This is a genomic window from Actinoplanes sp. NPDC023714 (genome assembly GCF_040639855.1).
In the GTDB taxonomy this organism is placed as follows: Bacteria; Actinomycetota; Actinomycetes; order Mycobacteriales; family Micromonosporaceae; genus Actinoplanes.
This window is the reverse complement of sequence record NZ_JBFAAR010000004.1, coordinates 351,859-368,733: the sequence shown is the minus strand read 5'-3', so window position 1 is coordinate 368,733 and position 16,875 is coordinate 351,859. Positions and strand designations below refer to the sequence as shown.

Genomic DNA, 16,875 nt, shown 5'->3' with positions numbered 1-16,875 from the left:
CAGGCCGCTCCATCTCCGAAAACCTGGCAGGATGGCAACGTGGGTAATCCGCTGCGTACCGCACAGGACCGTCGGCTTCCGCGGATTCCGGAGCCCTGCGCTCTGGTGATCTTCGGGGTCACCGGTGACCTGTCCCGAAAGAAGCTCATCCCGGCCGTGTACGACCTGGCCAACCGCGGTCTTCTGCCGCCCGGCTTCGTGGTCGTGGGCTTCGCCCGGGCCGACTGGGGAGGCGAAGGCGACTTCGAGTCGCTCGCCTACGCCGCTGCCAAGAAGGGCGCCCGGACGCCCTGGCGGGAGGACGTCTGGCAACGGCTCAACAGCCAGTTCCACTTCGTCCCCGGCTCGTTCGACGACGACGGCGACTTCGACAAGCTGGCCGAGACTCTCGACGACCTCCGTGAGCGCAACGGCATCACGGGCAACACCGCCTTCTACTTCTCCATCCCGCCGGCCGCGTTCCCGCTGGTGCTCAACCAGCTGAACCGCACCGGCCTCGCCGACAACGCGAAGCTGGGCGGCTGGCGCCGGGTGGTCGTCGAGAAGCCGTTCGGCCACGACTACGCGTCCGCGGTCAGCCTGAACGAGCTCGTCGACGACGTGTTCAACCCGCAGGACGTCTACCGGATCGACCACTACCTGGGCAAGGAGACGGTCCAGAACATCCTGGCGCTGCGCTTCGCGAACAGCCTGTTCGAGCCGGTCTGGAACTCCAAGTACGTCGACAGCGTGCAGATCACCATGGCCGAGGACGTCGGCATCGGCACCCGGGCGGCGTTCTACGACGCCTCCGGCGCCGCGCGCGACGTGCTCCAGAACCACCTCCTGCAGCTGCTCGCGCTGGTCGGCATGGAGGAGCCCACGAGCTTCGACCCCCAGGAAGTACGGGCCGAGAAGCTCAAGGTCCTGAAGGCGATCAGCCTGCCGGCCGACATCTCCAAGGGCTCGGTCCGCGGCCAGTACCTCCCCGGCTGGGTGGCCGGCGAGCGCGCACCGGGCTACCTGGAGGAGGCGAACATCCCGCCGGATTCCAAGACCGAGACGTACGCGGCGGTCCGGCTCGGCATCCAGAACCGGCGCTGGGCGGGCGTCCCGTTCTACGTACGGGTCGGCAAGCGGATGCCCCGGCGGGTCACCGAGATCGCGATCCTCTTCAAGCAGGCGCCGCACCTGCCGTTCGACCCGGCCGACGTGGAGATGCTGGGCCACAACCAGCTGGTCATCCGCGTCCAGCCGGACGAGGGCGTGGTGCTGAAGTTCGGCTCGAAGGTGCCGGGCACCGCCATGGAGGTCCGCGACATCGCGATGGACTTCCAGTACGGCGAGGCGTTCACCGAGTCCAGCCCGGAGGCGTACGAGAGGCTCGTCCTCGACGTGCTGATCGGCGACCGCACGCTCTTCCCGGACGCGGCCGAGGTGGAGCAGTCGTGGCGGGTCATCGACCCGCTGGAGGCCGCCTGGGCCGGGACGACCCCGGAGCCGTACCGGTCCGGTGAGTGGGGCCCGCGGGCCTCGGACGAGATGCTGGCCCGCGAGGGCCGCGCGTGGAGGCGAGCATGATCGGCCTTTGGGACACCACCGGCAACGAGGTCGTCAAGGCCCTGGCCGCGGAGCGACGCAGCGCCGGCGGCGTGGCGTCGGGCCTGGCGCTCACGCTGATCGCGGTGGTCGAGGAGAAGAAGGTCCGCGAGGCCGAGGCGGCGGCGACCATCGCCGCGGCGGCCCACCCGTGCCGTCTGCTCATCGTGGTGCGCTCCGATCTGGAGGGCCGCAGCCGCCTGGACGCCGAGATCGTCGTGGGCGGGCGCCTCGGCCCGGCCGAGGCGGTCGTCATGCGGATGTACGGGCGTCTCGCGCTGCACGCCGAGTCGGTCGTCATGCCGCTGCTCGCGCCGGACGTGCCGGTCGTGTCGTGGTGGCACGAGGAGCCGCCCAACATGATCGCCAACGACTTCCTCGGCGTGGTGGCGGACCGCCGGATCACCGACGCGGCGCAGTCCCCCGACCCGGTCGCCGCGCTGCGGCAGCGGGCCGTCGACTACGCCCCCGGCGACACCGACCTCACCTGGACCCGGATCACCCTGTGGCGCACGCTGGTGGCCGGCGCGTTCGACTCCACCGACGCCCGGGTGACCGGCGCCCGGATCGTCGCGCCGGAGAAGGACCCCACCGCGTGGCTCATGCTGGGCTGGCTCAAGTCCCGCCTCGGCATCGAGCCGGTGCTGGAGCACACCGACCGGGCGCCCCGCCTGCACTCGGTGGAGCTGCAGTGCGAGAACGGCGACTGCGTCCGGGTCACCCGCGAGGAGGGCACGGCGCTGTTCAGCCGGACCGGCCAGGAGGACCGGTACATGCCTCTGCCGAAGCGGGCCGTCGGTGACGAGCTCGCCGAGGAGCTGCGCCGGCTCGACGCCGACCAGATCTACGCGGACGCGCTCGGCGCGATGGCCGGGGTGCCGAACCTCAACCACCGCGCGCCGATGCGCGTACACGTCTGGAAGGACCCGGCGCTCGCCGCCCGGGCCGCCAGCGCCGCCGCCTGACGACGAACATCGACGAGAGGGCCGTCCGCCGCATCGCGGCGGGCGGCCCTTTGAGAAGAACCGAACAAGGAGAAGACCTCAATTGAGTGAGACCGTGGTCGTGGTGGTTCCGGACGCCGACGTTCTGGCGTCCACGGTGGCGGCACGGCTCGTCATCAAGATCATCGACGCGCAGGCGGTGCACGGCGACGCGAGCGTGGTGCTGACCGGCGGCCGGGTCGCCGCGAAGGTGCTGCGCGCGGTCCGCGAGCTGCCGGCCTCCGCCGCGATCGACTGGTCCCGGGTGGACCTGTGGTGGGGCGACGAGCGGTTCCTGCCGTCCGGCGACCCGGACCGCAACGAGACCCAGGCCCGCGAGGCGCTGCTCGACAAGCTGCCGCTGGACCCGGCCCGGGTGCACGCCATGCCGGCCAGCGACGGCCCGGACGGCGACGACGCCATCGCGGCCGCCGCGCGGTACATCGACGAGCTCGGCGCCACCCTCCCCCGGTTCGACGTGCTGATGCTCGGCGTCGGCGAGGACGGCCACGTGGCGTCGCTCTTCCCGGACCACCCGGGTCTGCAGGCCGAGGGCGCCGCGGCCGCGGTCTTCGACAGCCCGAAGCCGCCGCCCACCCGGGTCACGCTGACGTTCGAGACGATCCGGAGCGCCGAGGAGGTCTGGCTGATCGCGGCCGGTCCGGACAAGGCCGCTCCCATCGGGGCGGTCCATTCCGGCGCTCATCTGCCGGCCGCGAGCGCCACCGGCGTACAGAAGACGCTCTGGCTCCTGGATCAGGCTGCCGCCGCCGAGATCCGCTGAGGACGCCGTTTCCTACACTGGCCCGGTGATGATCCGCAGTTACCGGGCCAGTGACCTCGAGGCGATCTACGACATCTGTGCCCGGACCGGCGCCGCCGGCCAGGACGCGCGCGGGATGTACAGCTCGGACCGCCTGCTCGGGGACATCTGGGCGGTGCCCTATGTGGTGCGGGAGCCGGAGCACGCGCACGTGGTCGACGACGGCACCGGACGCCCGGCCGGATACATCCTCGGCACGGCGGACACCCCGGCGTTCGTGCGGTGGTACCGGGACGAGTGGCTGCCGGCCACCGCGGACCGCCTGGTCGACGGTGATCCTCGCGACGAGGTGATGCTGGATCTGCACCGCGACCCGGAGCGGATGCTCCTGCCGGAGCTCGCGGCCTATCCGGCGCACCTGCACATCGACCTGCTGCCCGGGACGCAGGGGCAGGGGCTCGGCCGGCGGCTCATGACGGCCTTCCTGGACGGCCTGCGCGCGGCCGGCGTGCCGCGGGTGCACCTCGGGATGGCGCCGGAGAACCACGGCGCCTACGCCTTCTACAAGCGGCTCGGCTTCCACGACATCGCGACGCAGGACACCGGCGCGCTCTTCCTGGGACGCGACGTGTAGGTGGTGGAGGGCCGGCTGCCCCCGTGCAGCCGGCCCGACATCATCGTTCGCCGCGGCGCTGCCGCAGCTTCGCGAGCGCCTCGGCGAGGATCGCCTGGGCGTCCTCCTCGGAGCGACGCTCCTTCACGTACGCGAGATGCGACTTGTAGGGCTCCACGCGCAGCCGTCCCGGCGGGTTCGACCGGTCGAGGCCGGCCGGCTGACCGCAGCGCGGGCAGTCCCACGTCTCCGGGGCCGCGGCCTCCGCCGCGAACCAGATCTGGCTGTCGTGGCCGGCCGCGCAGAAATACGTGATCTGCCTGCGCGGTGCGGGTTCGGTGCGCTCGTCGGGCCGCATCGGGCTGGACCCGACACGACTGCCGCGGATAGCGCTGCCACTGGACACGGACGTCACTCCTGTCTCGAGGGGCCTCAGAGGCCGTCCGGACGGGGGTTTGTTTCGAGATCGTTCGAAACCGGACGGCGAGGACAAAAAACCGCGCGGCCGGAGAAACCGGCCGCGCGGCGATTGTACGGCTAGAGGCGCCCGCCAGGAAGCATTACGCCAGGGCGAGCTTCAACCAGAATCCGAGGCCCACGATGCAGGCGAACCAGATGATGCCCACCAGCACGGTGTAACGGTCCAGGTTCTTCTCCGCGACCGAGGAACCGGCCAGGCTGGAGGTGACGCCGCCACCGAACATGCTCGACATGCCGCCGCCCTTGCCCCGGTGCAGCAGGATCAGCAGGGTCAGCAGAATGCTGGTGATGATCAGCAACACGATCAACGTGTAAGCGAACGCGATCGGCATGGTCGGGTTCATTCCTCTCGAAGGGCACAGCAAGCCGTCCCACAATAGCCGGTGCCCGGCCGTTTGTTACGGCCGGGCACCAGCGTTGTCGGAGTAAATCAGCGAGCGACGTGCTCCGGGAAGCGCACGATGGCGGCGAAGCCCTCGGCGTCCAGAGCCGCGCCACCGACCAGGGCGCCGTCCACGTCCGGCTGCGCCATGATCGAGGCGATGTTGCCCGCCTTGACCGAGCCGCCGTACTGGATGCGGACCGCCTCGGCCACCTCGGCGCCGAACTTCTCGACCAGACGGGCACGGATCGCTCCGCACACCTCCTGGGCGTCCTCCGGCGTCGCGGTCTTGCCGGTGCCGATCGCCCAGACCGGCTCGTACGCGATGACGATCTGCTTGATCTGGTCTTCCTTGAGGCCGTCGAGGCCGGCGTCCACCTGCGCGGTGCAGTGCGGGACGTGGGCGGACTCCTCGCGGATCGACAGACCCTCGCCGACGCAGAAGATCGGGGTCAGGCCGGCCGCGAAGGCCGCCTTGATCTTCGCGTTGATCAGCTCGTCGCTCTCGTTGTGGTACTCGCGGCGCTCGGAGTGCCCGATCACCACGTAGGAGCAGCCGAGCTTCGCCAGCATCGAGCCGGCGATCTCGCCGGTGTACGCGCCGGACGCGTGCTGCGAGATGTCCTGCGCGCCGTACGCGATGCCGAGCTTGTCGCCGTCCACCGCGGTCTGCACGGTGCGCAGGTCGGTGAAGGGCGGCAGCACGACCGTCTCGACGGCTTCGAGCTGGGCCGGGGTGAGGCTCGCGGCCAGCTTCTGGACCAGCAGATTCGCCTCGAAGTGGTTGAGGTTCATCTTCCAGTTGCCGGCGATGATCGGCTTACGGGGGGTCGTCATTCACTTCTCCAGTGCGGCGACGCCCGGCAGCGTCTTGCCTTCGAGGTACTCCAGGGACGCGCCCCCGCCGGTGGAGATGTGGCCGAACGCGGTCTCGTCCAGGCCGAGGGTGCGGACCGCGGCGGCCGAGTCGCCGCCGCCGACGACCGAGAAGCCGTCGATCTTGGTGATCGCCTCGGCGACGCCACGGGTGCCCGCGGCGAACGGGGCGAGCTCGAAGACGCCCATCGGGCCGTTCCAGAACACGGTCTTCGCGCCGGCGATCGCCTCAGCGAACAGCGACGTCGAACGAGGGCCGATGTCGAGGCCGAGCCGGTCGGCCGGGATGGCCGAGGCGTCGACGACGTCGTGCGTCGCGTCCGCCGAGAACTCGGTGGCGGCGACGACGTCGACCGGCAGGACGATCCGGCCGTCGGCCTGCGCCAGCAGATCGGCGCACACCGAGACCATCTCGTCCTCGAGGAGGGACTTGCCCACCTCGTGACCCTGCGCCTTCAGGAAGGTGAAGCACATGCCGCCACCGACGAGCAGCTTGTCCACCTTCGGCAGCAGCGCCTGGATGACGGCCAGCTTGTCGGAGACCTTCGAGCCGCCGAGGACGACGACGTAGGGCTGCTCCGGGCTCTCCGACACCTTCTTGAGGACCTCGACCTCCTTGAGGACGAGACCACCGGCGTAGTGCGGGAGGCGGGCCGGCACGTCGAAGACCGACGCGTGCTTGCGGTGCACCGCGCCGAACGCGTCGTCGACGTAGAAGTCGGCGAACTTCGCGAGCTCGTCGGCGAACGCGCCGCGCTCGGCGTCGTCCTTCGAGGTCTCGCCCTTGTTGAACCGCAGGTTCTCGAGGAGCAGGACCTGGCCGTCGTTCAGTTCGGCGACCGCCTGGGTGGCCTCCGGGCCGACGGTGTCGTCGGCGAAGACGACCGACGACGCCAGCAGCTCGGCGAGTCGGGTGGCGACCGGGCGAAGCGTGAACTTCGGGTCCGGCTCACCCTTCGGGCGGCCCAGGTGCGACATCACGATGACGCGGGCGCCCGCGTCACGCAGGGCGATGAGCGTCGGCAGCACCGCGCGGGCGCGGCCGTCGTCGCTGATCACTGCGCCTTCTCCCTTGGCGGGGGCATTCTTGTCGAACGGGACGTTCAGGTCGGCGCGCACGAGGACGCGCCGACCCGAGACACCCTCGCCGAGCAAGTCGTCGAGAGTCTTCAAGGCAGATCAGGCCCCGACCAGCTTGACCAGGTCGACGAGGCGGTTCGAGTAGCCCCACTCGTTGTCGTACCACGAGACGACCTTGACCTGGTTGCCGATGACCTTGGTGAGGCCGGCGTCGAAGATCGAGGAGGCCGGGTCGGTGACGATGTCGGCCGACACGATCTCGTCCTCGGTGTAGACCAGGATGCCCTTGAGCGCGCCCTCGGCGGCCGCCTTGATCACCGAGTTGACCTCCTCGACCGACGTCTCGCGAGCGGCGGTGAAGGTGAGGTCGGTGGCCGAGCCGGTGGGGATCGGCACCCGGAGGGCGTAGCCGTCCAGCTTGCCCTTGAGCTCCGGCAGCACCAGGCTGACGGCCTTGGCGGCGCCGGTCGAGGTCGGCACGATGTTCAGGGCGGCGGCGCGGGCGCGGCGCAGGTCCTTGTGCGGGCCGTCCTGCAGGTTCTGGTCCTGGGTGTACGCGTGGATCGTGGTCATCAGACCCTTCTCGATCCCGATCGTGTCGTTCAGGACCTTCGCCATCGGGGCGAGGCAGTTCGTGGTGCAGGACGCGTTCGAGATGATGTTGTGCTTCGCGGCGTCGTAGAGGTTGTCGTTGACGCCCATCACGATCGTGATGTCCTCGTTCTTGGCCGGCGCCGAGATGATGACCTTCTTGGCGCCCTTGTCGATGTGCGCCTTGGCCTTGGTGGCGTCGGTGAAGAAGCCGGTCGACTCGATGACGACGTCGGCGCCCAGGTCGCCCCACGGCAGGTTGTTCGGGTCACGCTCGGCGAACGCCTTGAACGTGTTGCCACCGACGGTGATCTCGTCGGCGGTGGCCTTCACCTCGTGGCCGAGACGGCCCAGGATGCTGTCGTACTTCAGCAGGTGAGCCAGCGTGGCGTTGTCGGTCAGGTCGTTGACGCCGACGATCTGGATGTCGGCGCCGGACGCGAGAACGGCCCGGAAGAAGTTACGACCGATACGGCCGAAGCCGTTGATGCCAACCCGGATGGTCACAGGTGGTCTCCTCGTTTCGGTCCGCCGGGTTCTGCGACCGGCGGAGGGTCTGCATGCCCGCCAGGTGGAGGGCCGCGTCCAATGGCGCCCGGCCGCCGCGCCCGAAGGAGCGGATCACAGCGGGGGGTTCGGCCGGACTGCCGGCACCGTCGCCGTCACCAGTGACCCTAGCCGAGGCCGGGTATCGCCGGAGCGGCGGGGCCGCGACCTGAACGTTATCTAAACCGGGGCCCCGCGCCGAGGGCCGGAAGTCACTAGCAGGCCATCATCTCGGGGGTGACGGCCGCTTCGGTGTCCGGAATCCCGAGATCGCGGGCGCGCTTGTCGGCGAGGGCCAGCAGGCGGCGGATCCGGCCGGCGATCGCGTCCTTGGTGAGCGGCGGGTCGGCGAGCGCGCCAAGCTCCTCGAGGGACGCCTGCCGGTGCTCGAGGCGCAGCCGGCCGGCCGAGGTCAGATGGTTAGGCGCGTCGTCGGCGAGGATCTCCAGGGCGCGGGTGACCCGGGCCGCCGCCGCGACCGCGGCCCGCGCCGAGCGGCGCAGGTTCGCGTCGTCGAAGTTGGCGAGGCGGTTCGCGGTGGCCCGGACCTCGCGGCGGACCCGGCGCTCCTCCCAGGCCAGCACGCTGGAGTGGGCGCCGATCCGGGTGAGCAGGGCCGCGATCGCGTCGCCGTCCTTGATCACCACCCGGTCGACCCCGCGGACCTCGCGCTCCTTCGCGGTGATGCCGATCCGCCGCGCGGCCCCGCGCAGCGCGAGCGCCGCCTCCGGACCCGGGCAGGTGATCTCCAGGGCGCTGGAGCGGCCCGGCTCGGTGAGCGAGCCGTGCGCCATGAACGCGCCCCGCCAGGCCGCGACCGAGCAGCAGACGTTGCCGTTCACGACGTGCTGCGGCAGGCCGCGCACCGGACGGCCGCGCACGTCGAGCAGGCCGGTCTGGCGGGCCAGCACCTCGCCGTCCTTGACGATCCGGACGATGTAGTGGCTGCCCTTGCGCAGGCCGCCGGAGGCCAGCACGTGGACCTCGCTCTGGTAGCCGTACACGTCGGCGATCTCCCGCCGCAGGCGCCGCGCGACGGCGCCGGTGTCCAGCTCCGCCTCGACCACGACCCGCCCGGAGACGATGTGCAGCCCGCCCGCGAAGCGCAGCAGGGCCGCCATCTCCGCCCTCCGGCAGCAGGGCTTGGGCACGTCGACCCGGCTCAGCTCGTCCTTGACTGCTGCCGTCATCGCCATCGTCTCGTCACCTCATGCGCCGGATAAGTGAAAAGTGAGCCTTGTGTGCCGCACTACGCCACTAACTAACGAGCGGCGCCCAATACTGGCACCAGTGCAACGCCCAACGACTCAGGATCATGCCGTGGGCTGCCGTCCGCAACGGCGACGGGTGCCAGTACGAGCTCCGCGCCGAGCGCCTGGGCGGCCGCGCGCACCGGTTCCGGCTCGCCCGCCCACTTGGCGTCGGCGAGCACGGCGTCCACCCGGAGCTCCGGGAGGTACCAGTGCAGCGCCGCCAGGTGGTCGGCCGTGGAGAGGCCGGACGTCTCCTTGTCGGCGCTCAGGTTGAGCGTGACCAGCCGCCGGGCCGGGCTCGCCACGATCGCGGCGGCCAGCTCCGGCACCAGCAGATGCGGCAGCACGCTGGTGTACCAGCTCCCCGGCCCGAAGATCAACCAGTCCGCCCCGCGAACCGCTTCGATCGCCTCCGGGCAGGCCGGCGGGTTCTCCGGCACCAACCGCAGGGCGGTCACCCTGCCGTCGGCGACCGCGACCGCGTGCTGACCTCGTACGGTGATGGTGTGGTCTTGGGAATCGTGGATGTCGGCCTCGATGCCGACCGCGTGCAGCGCCATCGGCAGCACCCGGCCCCGGGCGCCCACCATCGCGGCGGCGTGATCCAGCGCCCGCACCGGGTCGCCGAGCATCTCGATCAGCCCGAGCAGCAGCAGGTTGCCCACCGCGTGCCCGGCCAGGGAGTCCGGGGAGCGACCGGCCGGCCGCTGCTCCGGCATCGCGGCGAACCGGTGCTGCATGAGGCTCGCGGTCTGCCGGGCCGTCGGATGATCGTCCGCCAGCGCCGCGAGGGCCTGCCGCAGATCACCCGGCGGCAGCAGGGCATCCCGCTCGGCCCGCAGACGGCCGCTGGAGCCCCCGTCGTCGCCCACCGTCACGATCGCGGTGACGTCCAGGTCGAGGGTGTGGGTGCAGTGCCGCAGGGCGCGCAGCGAGGCGCTCAAGCCGTGCCCGCCGCCGAACGCGACCACCCGGATCGGCGCCGCCGTCACTCGCGCCCCAGGTCGCGGTGCGAGGTATGCGCGGAGAGCCGCATCCCGGACAGCCGCGCCGTGAGCTCCTCGGCGATCGCGACACTGCGGTGCTTGCCGCCGGTGCAGCCGATCGCGACCGTGAGGTAGCGCTTGCCCTCCCGCTCGAAGCCGGGCGCGGTCGCGGCGATCAGGCCGGCGTAGGTGCCGACGAACTCGGACGCGCCCTCCTGGCCCAGCACGTAGCCGCTCACGCCCTCCTCGAGGCCGGTGTGCTCGCGCAGCTCCGGCACCCAGAACGGGTTCGGCAGGAAGCGGGCGTCCAGCACGTAGTCGGCGTCCGGCGGAAGGCCGTACTTGAAGCCGAAGGAGAGCACGGTGATCCGCAGCCGGCGCGAGTCGTCGCCGCTGAACAGCTCCTCGACCCGGCGGCGCAGCTGGTTCACGTTCAGGTGGCTGGTGTCGATGATCACGTCGGCCTGGTCGCGGGCCTCCTCGAGCAGCTTGCGCTCGGCCGCGATCCCGTCGGCCAGCCGGCCGTCGCCCTGCAGCGGATGCGAGCGCCGCACCGACTCGAAGCGCCGGATCAGCACCTCGTCGTCGGCGTCCACGAAGACCACCCGCGGCGAGAACCCGCGCTCCTTCAGCTCCCGGACCGCGCCGGCCAGGTCGGTGGAGAACGCCCGGCTGCGCACGTCGAGCACCATGGCCGTGCGCCGGGCCGCGCCGCCGGCCGCGAACGCCAGCTCGGCCATCTCCAGCATCAGCGCCTGCGGCAGGTTGTCGACCACGTAGAAGCCGACGTTCTCCAGCGCGCGGGCGACAGTGCTGCGCCCGCCTCCGGAGAGCCCGGTCACCACCACCAGATCGGTGCCGGCCTCATCGGGCTCCACTACCTCGTCCACGCACGCCTCCCGCGTCGGTTCGCTCCCCGTCGGAGCGGACACAACATCCTAGGCCGACAGTCGCCCGCCCGGCCGCCGGACAGCCTGTCCGCTACTCGGCCGGGTTCAGGGCGGCCAGCACCGTCTCGGCCGTCCGCCGGCCGATCCCCGGCACCTCGGTGATCTCCTCCGGGGTGGCCGCGGCGAGCCGTTTCAGCGACCCGAAGTGCCGCAGCAACGCCTTGCGCCGCACCTCGCCGAGACCGGCGATGTCGTCGAGCGCCGACGCCGTCATCCGTTTCGATCGACGCTGCCGGTGGAACGTGATCGCGAATCGGTGGGCCTCGTCACGCACCCGCTGCAGGAGATAAAGAGCCTCCGACGTACGAGGGAGGATCACCGGGAAGTCCTCACCCGGCTGCCACACCTCCTCCAGCCGCTTGGCGAGGCCACACAGCGCCACGTCGGTGATGCCGAGCTCGGAGAAGACCGCCGCGACGGCGTTGACCTGCGGCTGGCCGCCGTCCACGACGACGAGCTGAGGAGGGTACGCGAAGCGGCGCGGCTTGCCGGTCAGCGGGTCGACGCCGGGAAGCTCGGGCTCGTCCGCGTCGGCCGACACCGTCATCGACTCGTCGGTCTCGCCGGTCACCGCCTCGGAGGCCTTGAACCGGGCGAACCGCCGCCGCATCACCTCGCTCATCGCGGAGAGGTCGTCGGTCGCGCCGCGGACCGCGAACTTGCGGTACTCGCTCTTGCGCGCCAGGCCGTCCTCGAAGACCACCATCGAGGCGACCACGTCGGTGCCCTGGATCTGCGACACGTCGAAGCACTCGATGCGCAGCGGCACGGTCTCCATGCCGAGCGCCTCGGCGATCTCCTCGAGCGCCTTGTTGCGGGTGGTCAGGTCGCCGGCCCGCTTCAGCTTGTGGCGCTGGAGCGACTCGGCGGCGTTCCGCGCAACGGTCTCGGCCAGCGCCTTCTTGTCGCCGCGCTGCGGGATCCGCAGGCTGACCCGGCTCCCCCGGCGGGCGCTGAGCCAGTCGGCGAGCGCGTCGGCGTCGTCGGGCAGGGCCGGGACGAGCAGCTCGCGGGGCACGTCGGCCTCGCCGGACTCGTCACCGTACATCTGGGTGCAGAAGTGGTGGACCAGGTCGCCGGTGGACAGGTCCTCCACCTTCTCCACGACCCAGCCGCGCTGGCCGCGGACCCGGCCGTCGCGGACGTGGAAGACCTGCACGGCCGCCTCGAGCGGGTCCTCGGCGAACGCCACCACGTCGGCGTCGGTGCCGTCGCCGAGCACCACGGTCTGCTTCTCCATGGCCCGGCGCAGCGCCGCGATGTCGTCGCGCAGCCGGGCGGCCCGCTCGAACTCCAGCTCCTCGGAGGCCTGGAGCATCTCGCGCTCGAGCCGTTTCACGAACGCGTCGGTGCGGCCCGACATGAAGTCGCAGAAGTCGTCGACGATGGCGCGGTGCTGCGCCGCGTCGACCTGGCCGACGCACGGGGCCGAGCACTTGCCGATGTAACCCAGCAGGCAGGGCCGGCCGATCTGGCCGTGCCGCTTGAAGACGCCGGACGAGCAGGTGCGGGCCGGGAAGACCCGGAGCAGCAGGTCGAGCGTCTCGCGGATGGCCCAGGCGTGCGAATAGGGGCCGAAGTAGCGCACGCCCTTGCGCTTGGCGCCGCGCATCACCTGGAGCCGGGGGAACTCCTCGTCGAGGGTGACGGCGAGGAACGGGTACGACTTGTCGTCCCGGTATTTCACGTTGAAGCGGGGGTCGAACTCCTTGATCCAGGAGAACTCGAGCTGGAGCGCCTCGACCTCGGTCCCGACCGTGACCCAGTCCACACTGCCCGCGGTGGTGACCATCTGCTGGGTGCGCGCGTGCAGCGACCACACGTCGGCGAAATAGGAGTTGAGCCGGTTGCGCAGGCTTTTCGCCTTGCCGACGTAGATCACCCGGCCGGCCGGGTCACGGAAGCGGTAGACGCCCGGAGCGTCCGGGATGGTACCTGGAGCGGGACGATATGTGGACGGGTCTGGCACAACTCCAACAGTAGTGCCTGGGACTGACAGAATTGCCCGACCGGAGGTCCGGTGCCGCCGCCACGGCCCCGGATCTCCGGCCCGATCCCTAGGCCGCCACGACGATGTTGTCGCCGTCCAGCTCCACCTTCGTCTCGGCGAGCGGCTGCTGCGCCGGCCCCGAGGTGGGCGCGCCGTCCTTGACCGAGAAGAAGCTGTTGTGGCAGCGGCAGATGATCTGCCCGTCGGCGATCTCGCTGACCTCGCAGCCCTGGTGGGTGCAGACCTTGCTGAACGCCTTGTAGGTGCCCTCGGTCGGCTGGGTCACCACCAGCTTGTCGGTGATCACACCGCCGCCCACCTTGACGTCGGCCGCCGCGACGACGACCTCGCCGCCGCCACCGCTGTCGCCGCCGCTGTCACCGCTGCCGGCCGCCGTGCTGCCGGCCGGGGCCGGGTCGGCGTCGAAGTCGGTGCCGTTCGGGTTCGTGCCCGTGCCGTCGGTGCCGCAGGCGGCCAGGACCGCGGTGGCGCCGATCGCACCGGCGCCGACCAGGATGCAGCGCCGCGTCGAAGTCGCGCCCGCGCCCGTGCACCGGTGCTCGGTCTCGGCCTCGGTCCTCGTCTGCACGTCGGTCATGTGTAGCCCTCCCAGTACTGGTTTCCGCTCGGCGATCAGGCGGAGTCGCCCTTGGATACGCGGCCGGGCAATTGATCAGTTCACTGCCGTCGCCGAAATCATGCCCGCGCGCCCGCCGGGCCGAGAGTAGTTTCCCGACCCGGCGGCTTTGCTGAGAGGCGTCTAAGAAATCCCTAAACAGTCGCCTTGGCGCGGGTCTTGCGGGCGGACGGCGCGGTGTTCGCCTTGGTGGCCCGGCCGACCGCGGTCTTCGAGCCCTTGGCCTCGCCGTCGAGCCCGAGCACGTGCCGCAGGAACTGCCCGGTGTGGCTCTCCGGCACCTCGGCGAGCTCCTCCGGCGTGCCGGCGGCGACCACGACGCCGCCCTTGCTGCCGCCCTCGGGGCCCATGTCGATCAGCCAGTCGGCGGTCTTGATGACGTCCAGGTTGTGCTCGATCGTGATGACCGTGTTGCCCTTGTCGACCAGGCCGTTCAGCACGATCAGCAGCTTGCGGATGTCTTCGAAGTGCAGACCGGTGGTCGGCTCGTCGAGGACGTAGACGGTCCGGCCGGTCGACCGCTTCTGCAGCTCGGACGCGAGCTTCACGCGCTGCGCCTCACCGCCGGAGAGGGTGGTCGCCGGCTGGCCGAGGCGCACGTAGCCCAGGCCGACGTCGACCAGGGTGCGCAGGTGACGGTGGATCGCCGGCAGGGCCGAGAAGAACTCGGCGGCCTCCTCGATCGGCATCTCCAGCACCTCGGAGATGGTCTTCCCCTTGTAGTGCACCTCGAGCGTCTCGCGGTTGTATCGCGCGCCCTTGCACACCTCGCACGGGACGTAGACGTCCGGGAGGAAGTTCATCTCGATCTTGATGGTGCCGTCGCCGGAGCAGTTCTCGCAGCGGCCGCCCTTCACGTTGAACGAGAAGCGGCCCGGCCCGTAGCCCCGGACCTTGGCCTCCGCGGTCTCGGCGAAGAGCTTGCGCACGTGGTCGAAGACGCCGGTGTAGGTGGCCGGGTTGGACCGCGGGGTCCGCCCGATCGGCGACTGGTCGACGCCGACCACCTTGTCGACGTTCTCCAGGCCGGTGACCTTGGTGTGCCGGCCGGGCACCTGCCGCGCGCGGTTGATCTGGTTCGCCATCACGGTGTGCAGGATGTCGTTGACCAGCGTCGACTTGCCCGAGCCGCTCACCCCGGTGACCGCGATGAACTGACCGAGCGGGAACGGCACCGTCAGGTTGCGCAGGTTGTGCTCGCGGGCGCCGTGCACCACGACCTCGCGGCCCGGCGTCTGCGGCCGGCGGGTGGCCGGGACCGGGATCGACTTCCGGCCGGAGAGGTAGGCGCCGGTCGGCGACTCCGCGTTCTTCAGCAGGCCGTCGACGGTGCCGCTGTGCACGATGTGACCGCCGTGCTCGCCCGCGCCGGGGCCGATGTCGACGATCCAGTCGGCGGTGCGGATGGTGTCCTCGTCGTGCTCCACCACGATCAGCGTGTTGCCGAGGTCGCGGAGCCGGACCAGGGTCTCGATGAGCCGGTGGTTGTCGCGCTGGTGCAGGCCGATCGACGGCTCGTCCAGAACGTAGAGGACGCCGACCAGGCCGGAGCCGATCTGGGTGGCGAGCCGGATGCGCTGCGCCTCGCCGCCGGAGAGGGTGCCGGCGCCGCGGTCGAGCGAGAGGTAGTCGAGGCCGACGTCGACCAGGAACCGCAGCCGGGCGTTGATCTCCTTGAGCACCCGCTCGGCGATCATCTTCTGCCGGTCGTCGAGCTCGATGCCGGCGAGCAGCTCGGCGCACTCGCCGACGGAGAGGTTGCAGACCTCGGCGATGCTCTTGCCGGCCACGGTCACCGCGAGCACCTCGGGCTTGAGGCGCGCGCCGCCGCAGACCTTGCAGGGCACGTCGCGCATGTACCCCTCGTATTTCTCGCGCGACCAGTCGCTCTCGGTGTCGTTGTGCCGCCGCTCGATCCACTGCACCACGCCCTCGAAGCCGGTGTAGTAGGAGCGCTCGCGACCGTACTTGTTGCGGTAGCGGACGTGGACCTGGTCCTCCGCGCCGTGCAGGATCGTCTTCTGCACGCGGCTGGGCAGCGCCCGCCACGGCACGTCGAGCGAGAAGCTCTCGGCGGACGCGAGCGCCTCCAGCAGGCGGAGGAAGTATTCCTGGGTGGTGCCGCCGGACCACGGCTGGATCGCGCCGCTGCGGAGGGTGGCCTCCTCGTCCGGGATGATCAGCTCGGGGTCGACCTCCTTCTTCGTCCCGAGGCCGGTGCACTCCGGGCAGGCGCCGTAGGGCGCGTTGAAGGAGAAGACCCGCGGCTCGAGGTCCTCGATCGCGAGCGGGTGGTCGTTGGGGCAGGCCAGGTGCTCGGAGAAGCGCCGCTCCCGCTCCGGGTCGTCCTCCGGCAGGTCGACGAAGTCGAGCAGGACGATGCCGCCGGCCAGGCCGAGCGCCGCCTCCACCGAGTCGGTGAGCCGCTGCTTGCTCGACGCCTTGACGCTGAGCCGGTCGACCACCACCTCGATGGTGTGCTTCTCCTGCTTCTTCAGCTTCGGCGGCTCGGTCAGCGGGTGCACCACGCCGTTGACCCGGGCCCGGGCGTAGCCCTTGGCCTGGAGCTCGGCGAAGAGATCGACGTATTCGCCCTTGCGGCCGCGGACCACCGGGGCCAGGACCATGAACCGGGTGCCCTCGTCCATGGCGAGGACCCGGTCGACGATCTGCTGCGGGGTCTGCTTGCTGATCCGCTCGCCGCAGACCGGGCAGTGCGGGATGCCGGTGCGGGCGAACAGGAGACGAAGGTAGTCGTAGACCTCGGTGATGGTGCCCACGGTCGAGCGCGGGTTGCGGTTCGTCGACTTCTGGTCGATCGAGACGGCCGGCGAGAGGCCCTCGATGAAGTCGACGTCGGGCTTGTCCATCTGACCGAGGAACTGACGGGCATATGACGAGAGGGACTCGACGTAGCGCCGCTGGCCCTCCGCGAAGATCGTGTCGAACGCGAGGCTGGACTTGCCGGAACCGGAGAGGCCAGTGAAGACGATCATGGCGTCACGGGGCAGGTCCAGGTTGACGTCACGCAGGTTGTGCTCGCGTGCGCCACGGATGGTGAGTCGGTCGGCCACTGCCAGCCTCTCCGTACAGGTGTTTGAAGTCAGCCAGCCATGCTAGCCGCGGGGTACGACATTTTCTGGCGACCCCGTTTCAGCGCGTGGCAG

The 16,875-nt window shown here is 70.7% G+C and carries 15 protein-coding genes; 4 read left to right on the top strand and 11 right to left on the bottom strand.

What is annotated here, in order from left to right:
* Positions 1 to 39: 39 nt before the first annotated feature.
* The 4 genes from zwf to AB0G10_RS20975 all read left to right on the top strand — a co-directional run bounded on the left by zwf (position 40) and on the right by AB0G10_RS20975 (position 3,958).
* Positions 40 to 1,560: a glucose-6-phosphate dehydrogenase gene (gene zwf, locus AB0G10_RS20990; RefSeq protein ID WP_360923940.1), complete on the top strand. Its 1,521-nt coding sequence runs from the start codon at positions 40 to 42 to the stop codon at positions 1,558 to 1,560.
* Entirely contained in the window at positions 1,557 to 2,543 is a 987-nt protein-coding gene (locus AB0G10_RS20985) for a glucose-6-phosphate dehydrogenase assembly protein OpcA (RefSeq protein WP_360923937.1), read from the top strand. Before zwf ends, AB0G10_RS20985 begins: the two co-directional genes overlap by 4 nt.
* An 82-nt stretch (positions 2,544 to 2,625) precedes the next feature.
* Complete coding sequence (gene pgl / locus AB0G10_RS20980) at positions 2,626 to 3,345, top strand: 6-phosphogluconolactonase (protein ID WP_360923934.1); 720 nt, start codon at positions 2,626 to 2,628, stop codon at positions 3,343 to 3,345.
* A 28-nt stretch (positions 3,346 to 3,373) separates the two neighbouring features.
* Entirely contained in the window at positions 3,374 to 3,958 is a 585-nt protein-coding gene (locus AB0G10_RS20975) for a GNAT family N-acetyltransferase (RefSeq protein WP_360924991.1), read from the top strand.
* Positions 3,959 to 3,998: 40 nt separating this feature from the next.
* On the opposite strand, the gene AB0G10_RS20970 is transcribed toward AB0G10_RS20975, so the two are convergent.
* From AB0G10_RS20970 to uvrA, 11 genes are all read right to left on the bottom strand, one after another.
* Complete coding sequence (locus AB0G10_RS20970; protein ID WP_360923931.1) at positions 3,999 to 4,343, bottom strand: RNA polymerase-binding protein RbpA; 345 nt, start codon at positions 4,341 to 4,343, stop codon at positions 3,999 to 4,001.
* Between the two features lie 154 nt (positions 4,344 to 4,497).
* Positions 4,498 to 4,749: a preprotein translocase subunit SecG gene (gene secG / locus AB0G10_RS20965; RefSeq protein ID WP_360923928.1), complete on the bottom strand. Its 252-nt coding sequence runs from the start codon at positions 4,747 to 4,749 to the stop codon at positions 4,498 to 4,500.
* A gap of 98 nt (positions 4,750 to 4,847) precedes the next feature.
* The gene (gene tpiA, locus AB0G10_RS20960; protein ID WP_360923925.1) at positions 4,848 to 5,636 is read right to left on the bottom strand and encodes a triose-phosphate isomerase; all 789 of its coding nucleotides are present in this window, start codon (positions 5,634 to 5,636) and stop codon (positions 4,848 to 4,850) included.
* Positions 5,637 to 6,848, bottom strand: coding sequence for a phosphoglycerate kinase (locus tag AB0G10_RS20955; RefSeq protein ID WP_360923922.1), 1,212 nt, complete (start codon positions 6,846 to 6,848; stop codon positions 5,637 to 5,639). It lies immediately after the preceding gene.
* A 6-nt stretch (positions 6,849 to 6,854) separates the two neighbouring features.
* On the bottom strand, positions 6,855 to 7,853 hold the full coding sequence (gap, locus tag AB0G10_RS20950) for a type I glyceraldehyde-3-phosphate dehydrogenase (RefSeq protein WP_360923919.1): 999 nt from the start codon (positions 7,851 to 7,853) through the stop codon (positions 6,855 to 6,857).
* 254 nt (positions 7,854 to 8,107) lie between these two features.
* Positions 8,108 to 9,088: a DNA-binding protein WhiA gene (whiA, locus tag AB0G10_RS20945; RefSeq protein ID WP_127547765.1), complete on the bottom strand. Its 981-nt coding sequence runs from the start codon at positions 9,086 to 9,088 to the stop codon at positions 8,108 to 8,110.
* A 65-nt stretch (positions 9,089 to 9,153) separates the two neighbouring features.
* Positions 9,154 to 10,137 carry a uridine diphosphate-N-acetylglucosamine-binding protein YvcK gene (gene yvcK, locus AB0G10_RS20940; RefSeq protein ID WP_360923915.1) on the bottom strand — a complete coding sequence of 328 codons (984 nt, stop codon included), beginning with the start codon at positions 10,135 to 10,137 and terminating at the stop codon, positions 9,154 to 9,156.
* Positions 10,134 to 11,021 (bottom strand): RNase adapter RapZ, encoded by an 888-nt coding sequence (gene rapZ, locus AB0G10_RS20935; RefSeq protein ID WP_360923912.1) that lies wholly within the window; start codon positions 11,019 to 11,021, stop codon positions 10,134 to 10,136. The genes yvcK and rapZ overlap by 4 nt, the downstream gene beginning before the upstream one ends.
* A gap of 91 nt (positions 11,022 to 11,112) precedes the next feature.
* Positions 11,113 to 13,050: an excinuclease ABC subunit UvrC gene (gene uvrC, locus AB0G10_RS20930; protein WP_360923910.1), complete on the bottom strand. Its 1,938-nt coding sequence runs from the start codon at positions 13,048 to 13,050 to the stop codon at positions 11,113 to 11,115.
* An 88-nt stretch (positions 13,051 to 13,138) separates the two neighbouring features.
* The gene (locus tag AB0G10_RS20925; protein ID WP_360923907.1) at positions 13,139 to 13,669 is read right to left on the bottom strand and encodes a Rieske (2Fe-2S) protein; all 531 of its coding nucleotides are present in this window, start codon (positions 13,667 to 13,669) and stop codon (positions 13,139 to 13,141) included.
* A gap of 173 nt (positions 13,670 to 13,842) precedes the next feature.
* On the bottom strand, positions 13,843 to 16,782 hold the full coding sequence (gene uvrA / locus AB0G10_RS20920; protein ID WP_360923904.1) for an excinuclease ABC subunit UvrA: 2,940 nt from the start codon (positions 16,780 to 16,782) through the stop codon (positions 13,843 to 13,845).
* Positions 16,783 to 16,875: the final 93 nt, after the last annotated feature.

Coding starts and splice junctions, on each gene's coding strand:
- secG (WP_360923928.1), bottom strand. CDS start 4,749: ATGCCGATCGCGTTCGCTTACACGTTGATCGTGTTGCTGATCATCACC.
- AB0G10_RS20925 (WP_360923907.1), bottom strand. CDS start 13,669: ATGACCGACGTGCAGACGAGGACCGAGGCCGAGACCGAGCACCGGTGC.
- AB0G10_RS20985 (WP_360923937.1), top strand. CDS start 1,557: ATGATCGGCCTTTGGGACACCACCGGCAACGAGGTCGTCAAGGCCCTG.
- AB0G10_RS20975 (WP_360924991.1), top strand. CDS start 3,374: ATGATCCGCAGTTACCGGGCCAGTGACCTCGAGGCGATCTACGACATC.
- tpiA (WP_360923925.1), bottom strand. CDS start 5,636: ATGACGACCCCCCGTAAGCCGATCATCGCCGGCAACTGGAAGATGAAC.
- whiA (WP_127547765.1), bottom strand. CDS start 9,088: ATGGCGATGACGGCAGCAGTCAAGGACGAGCTGAGCCGGGTCGACGTG.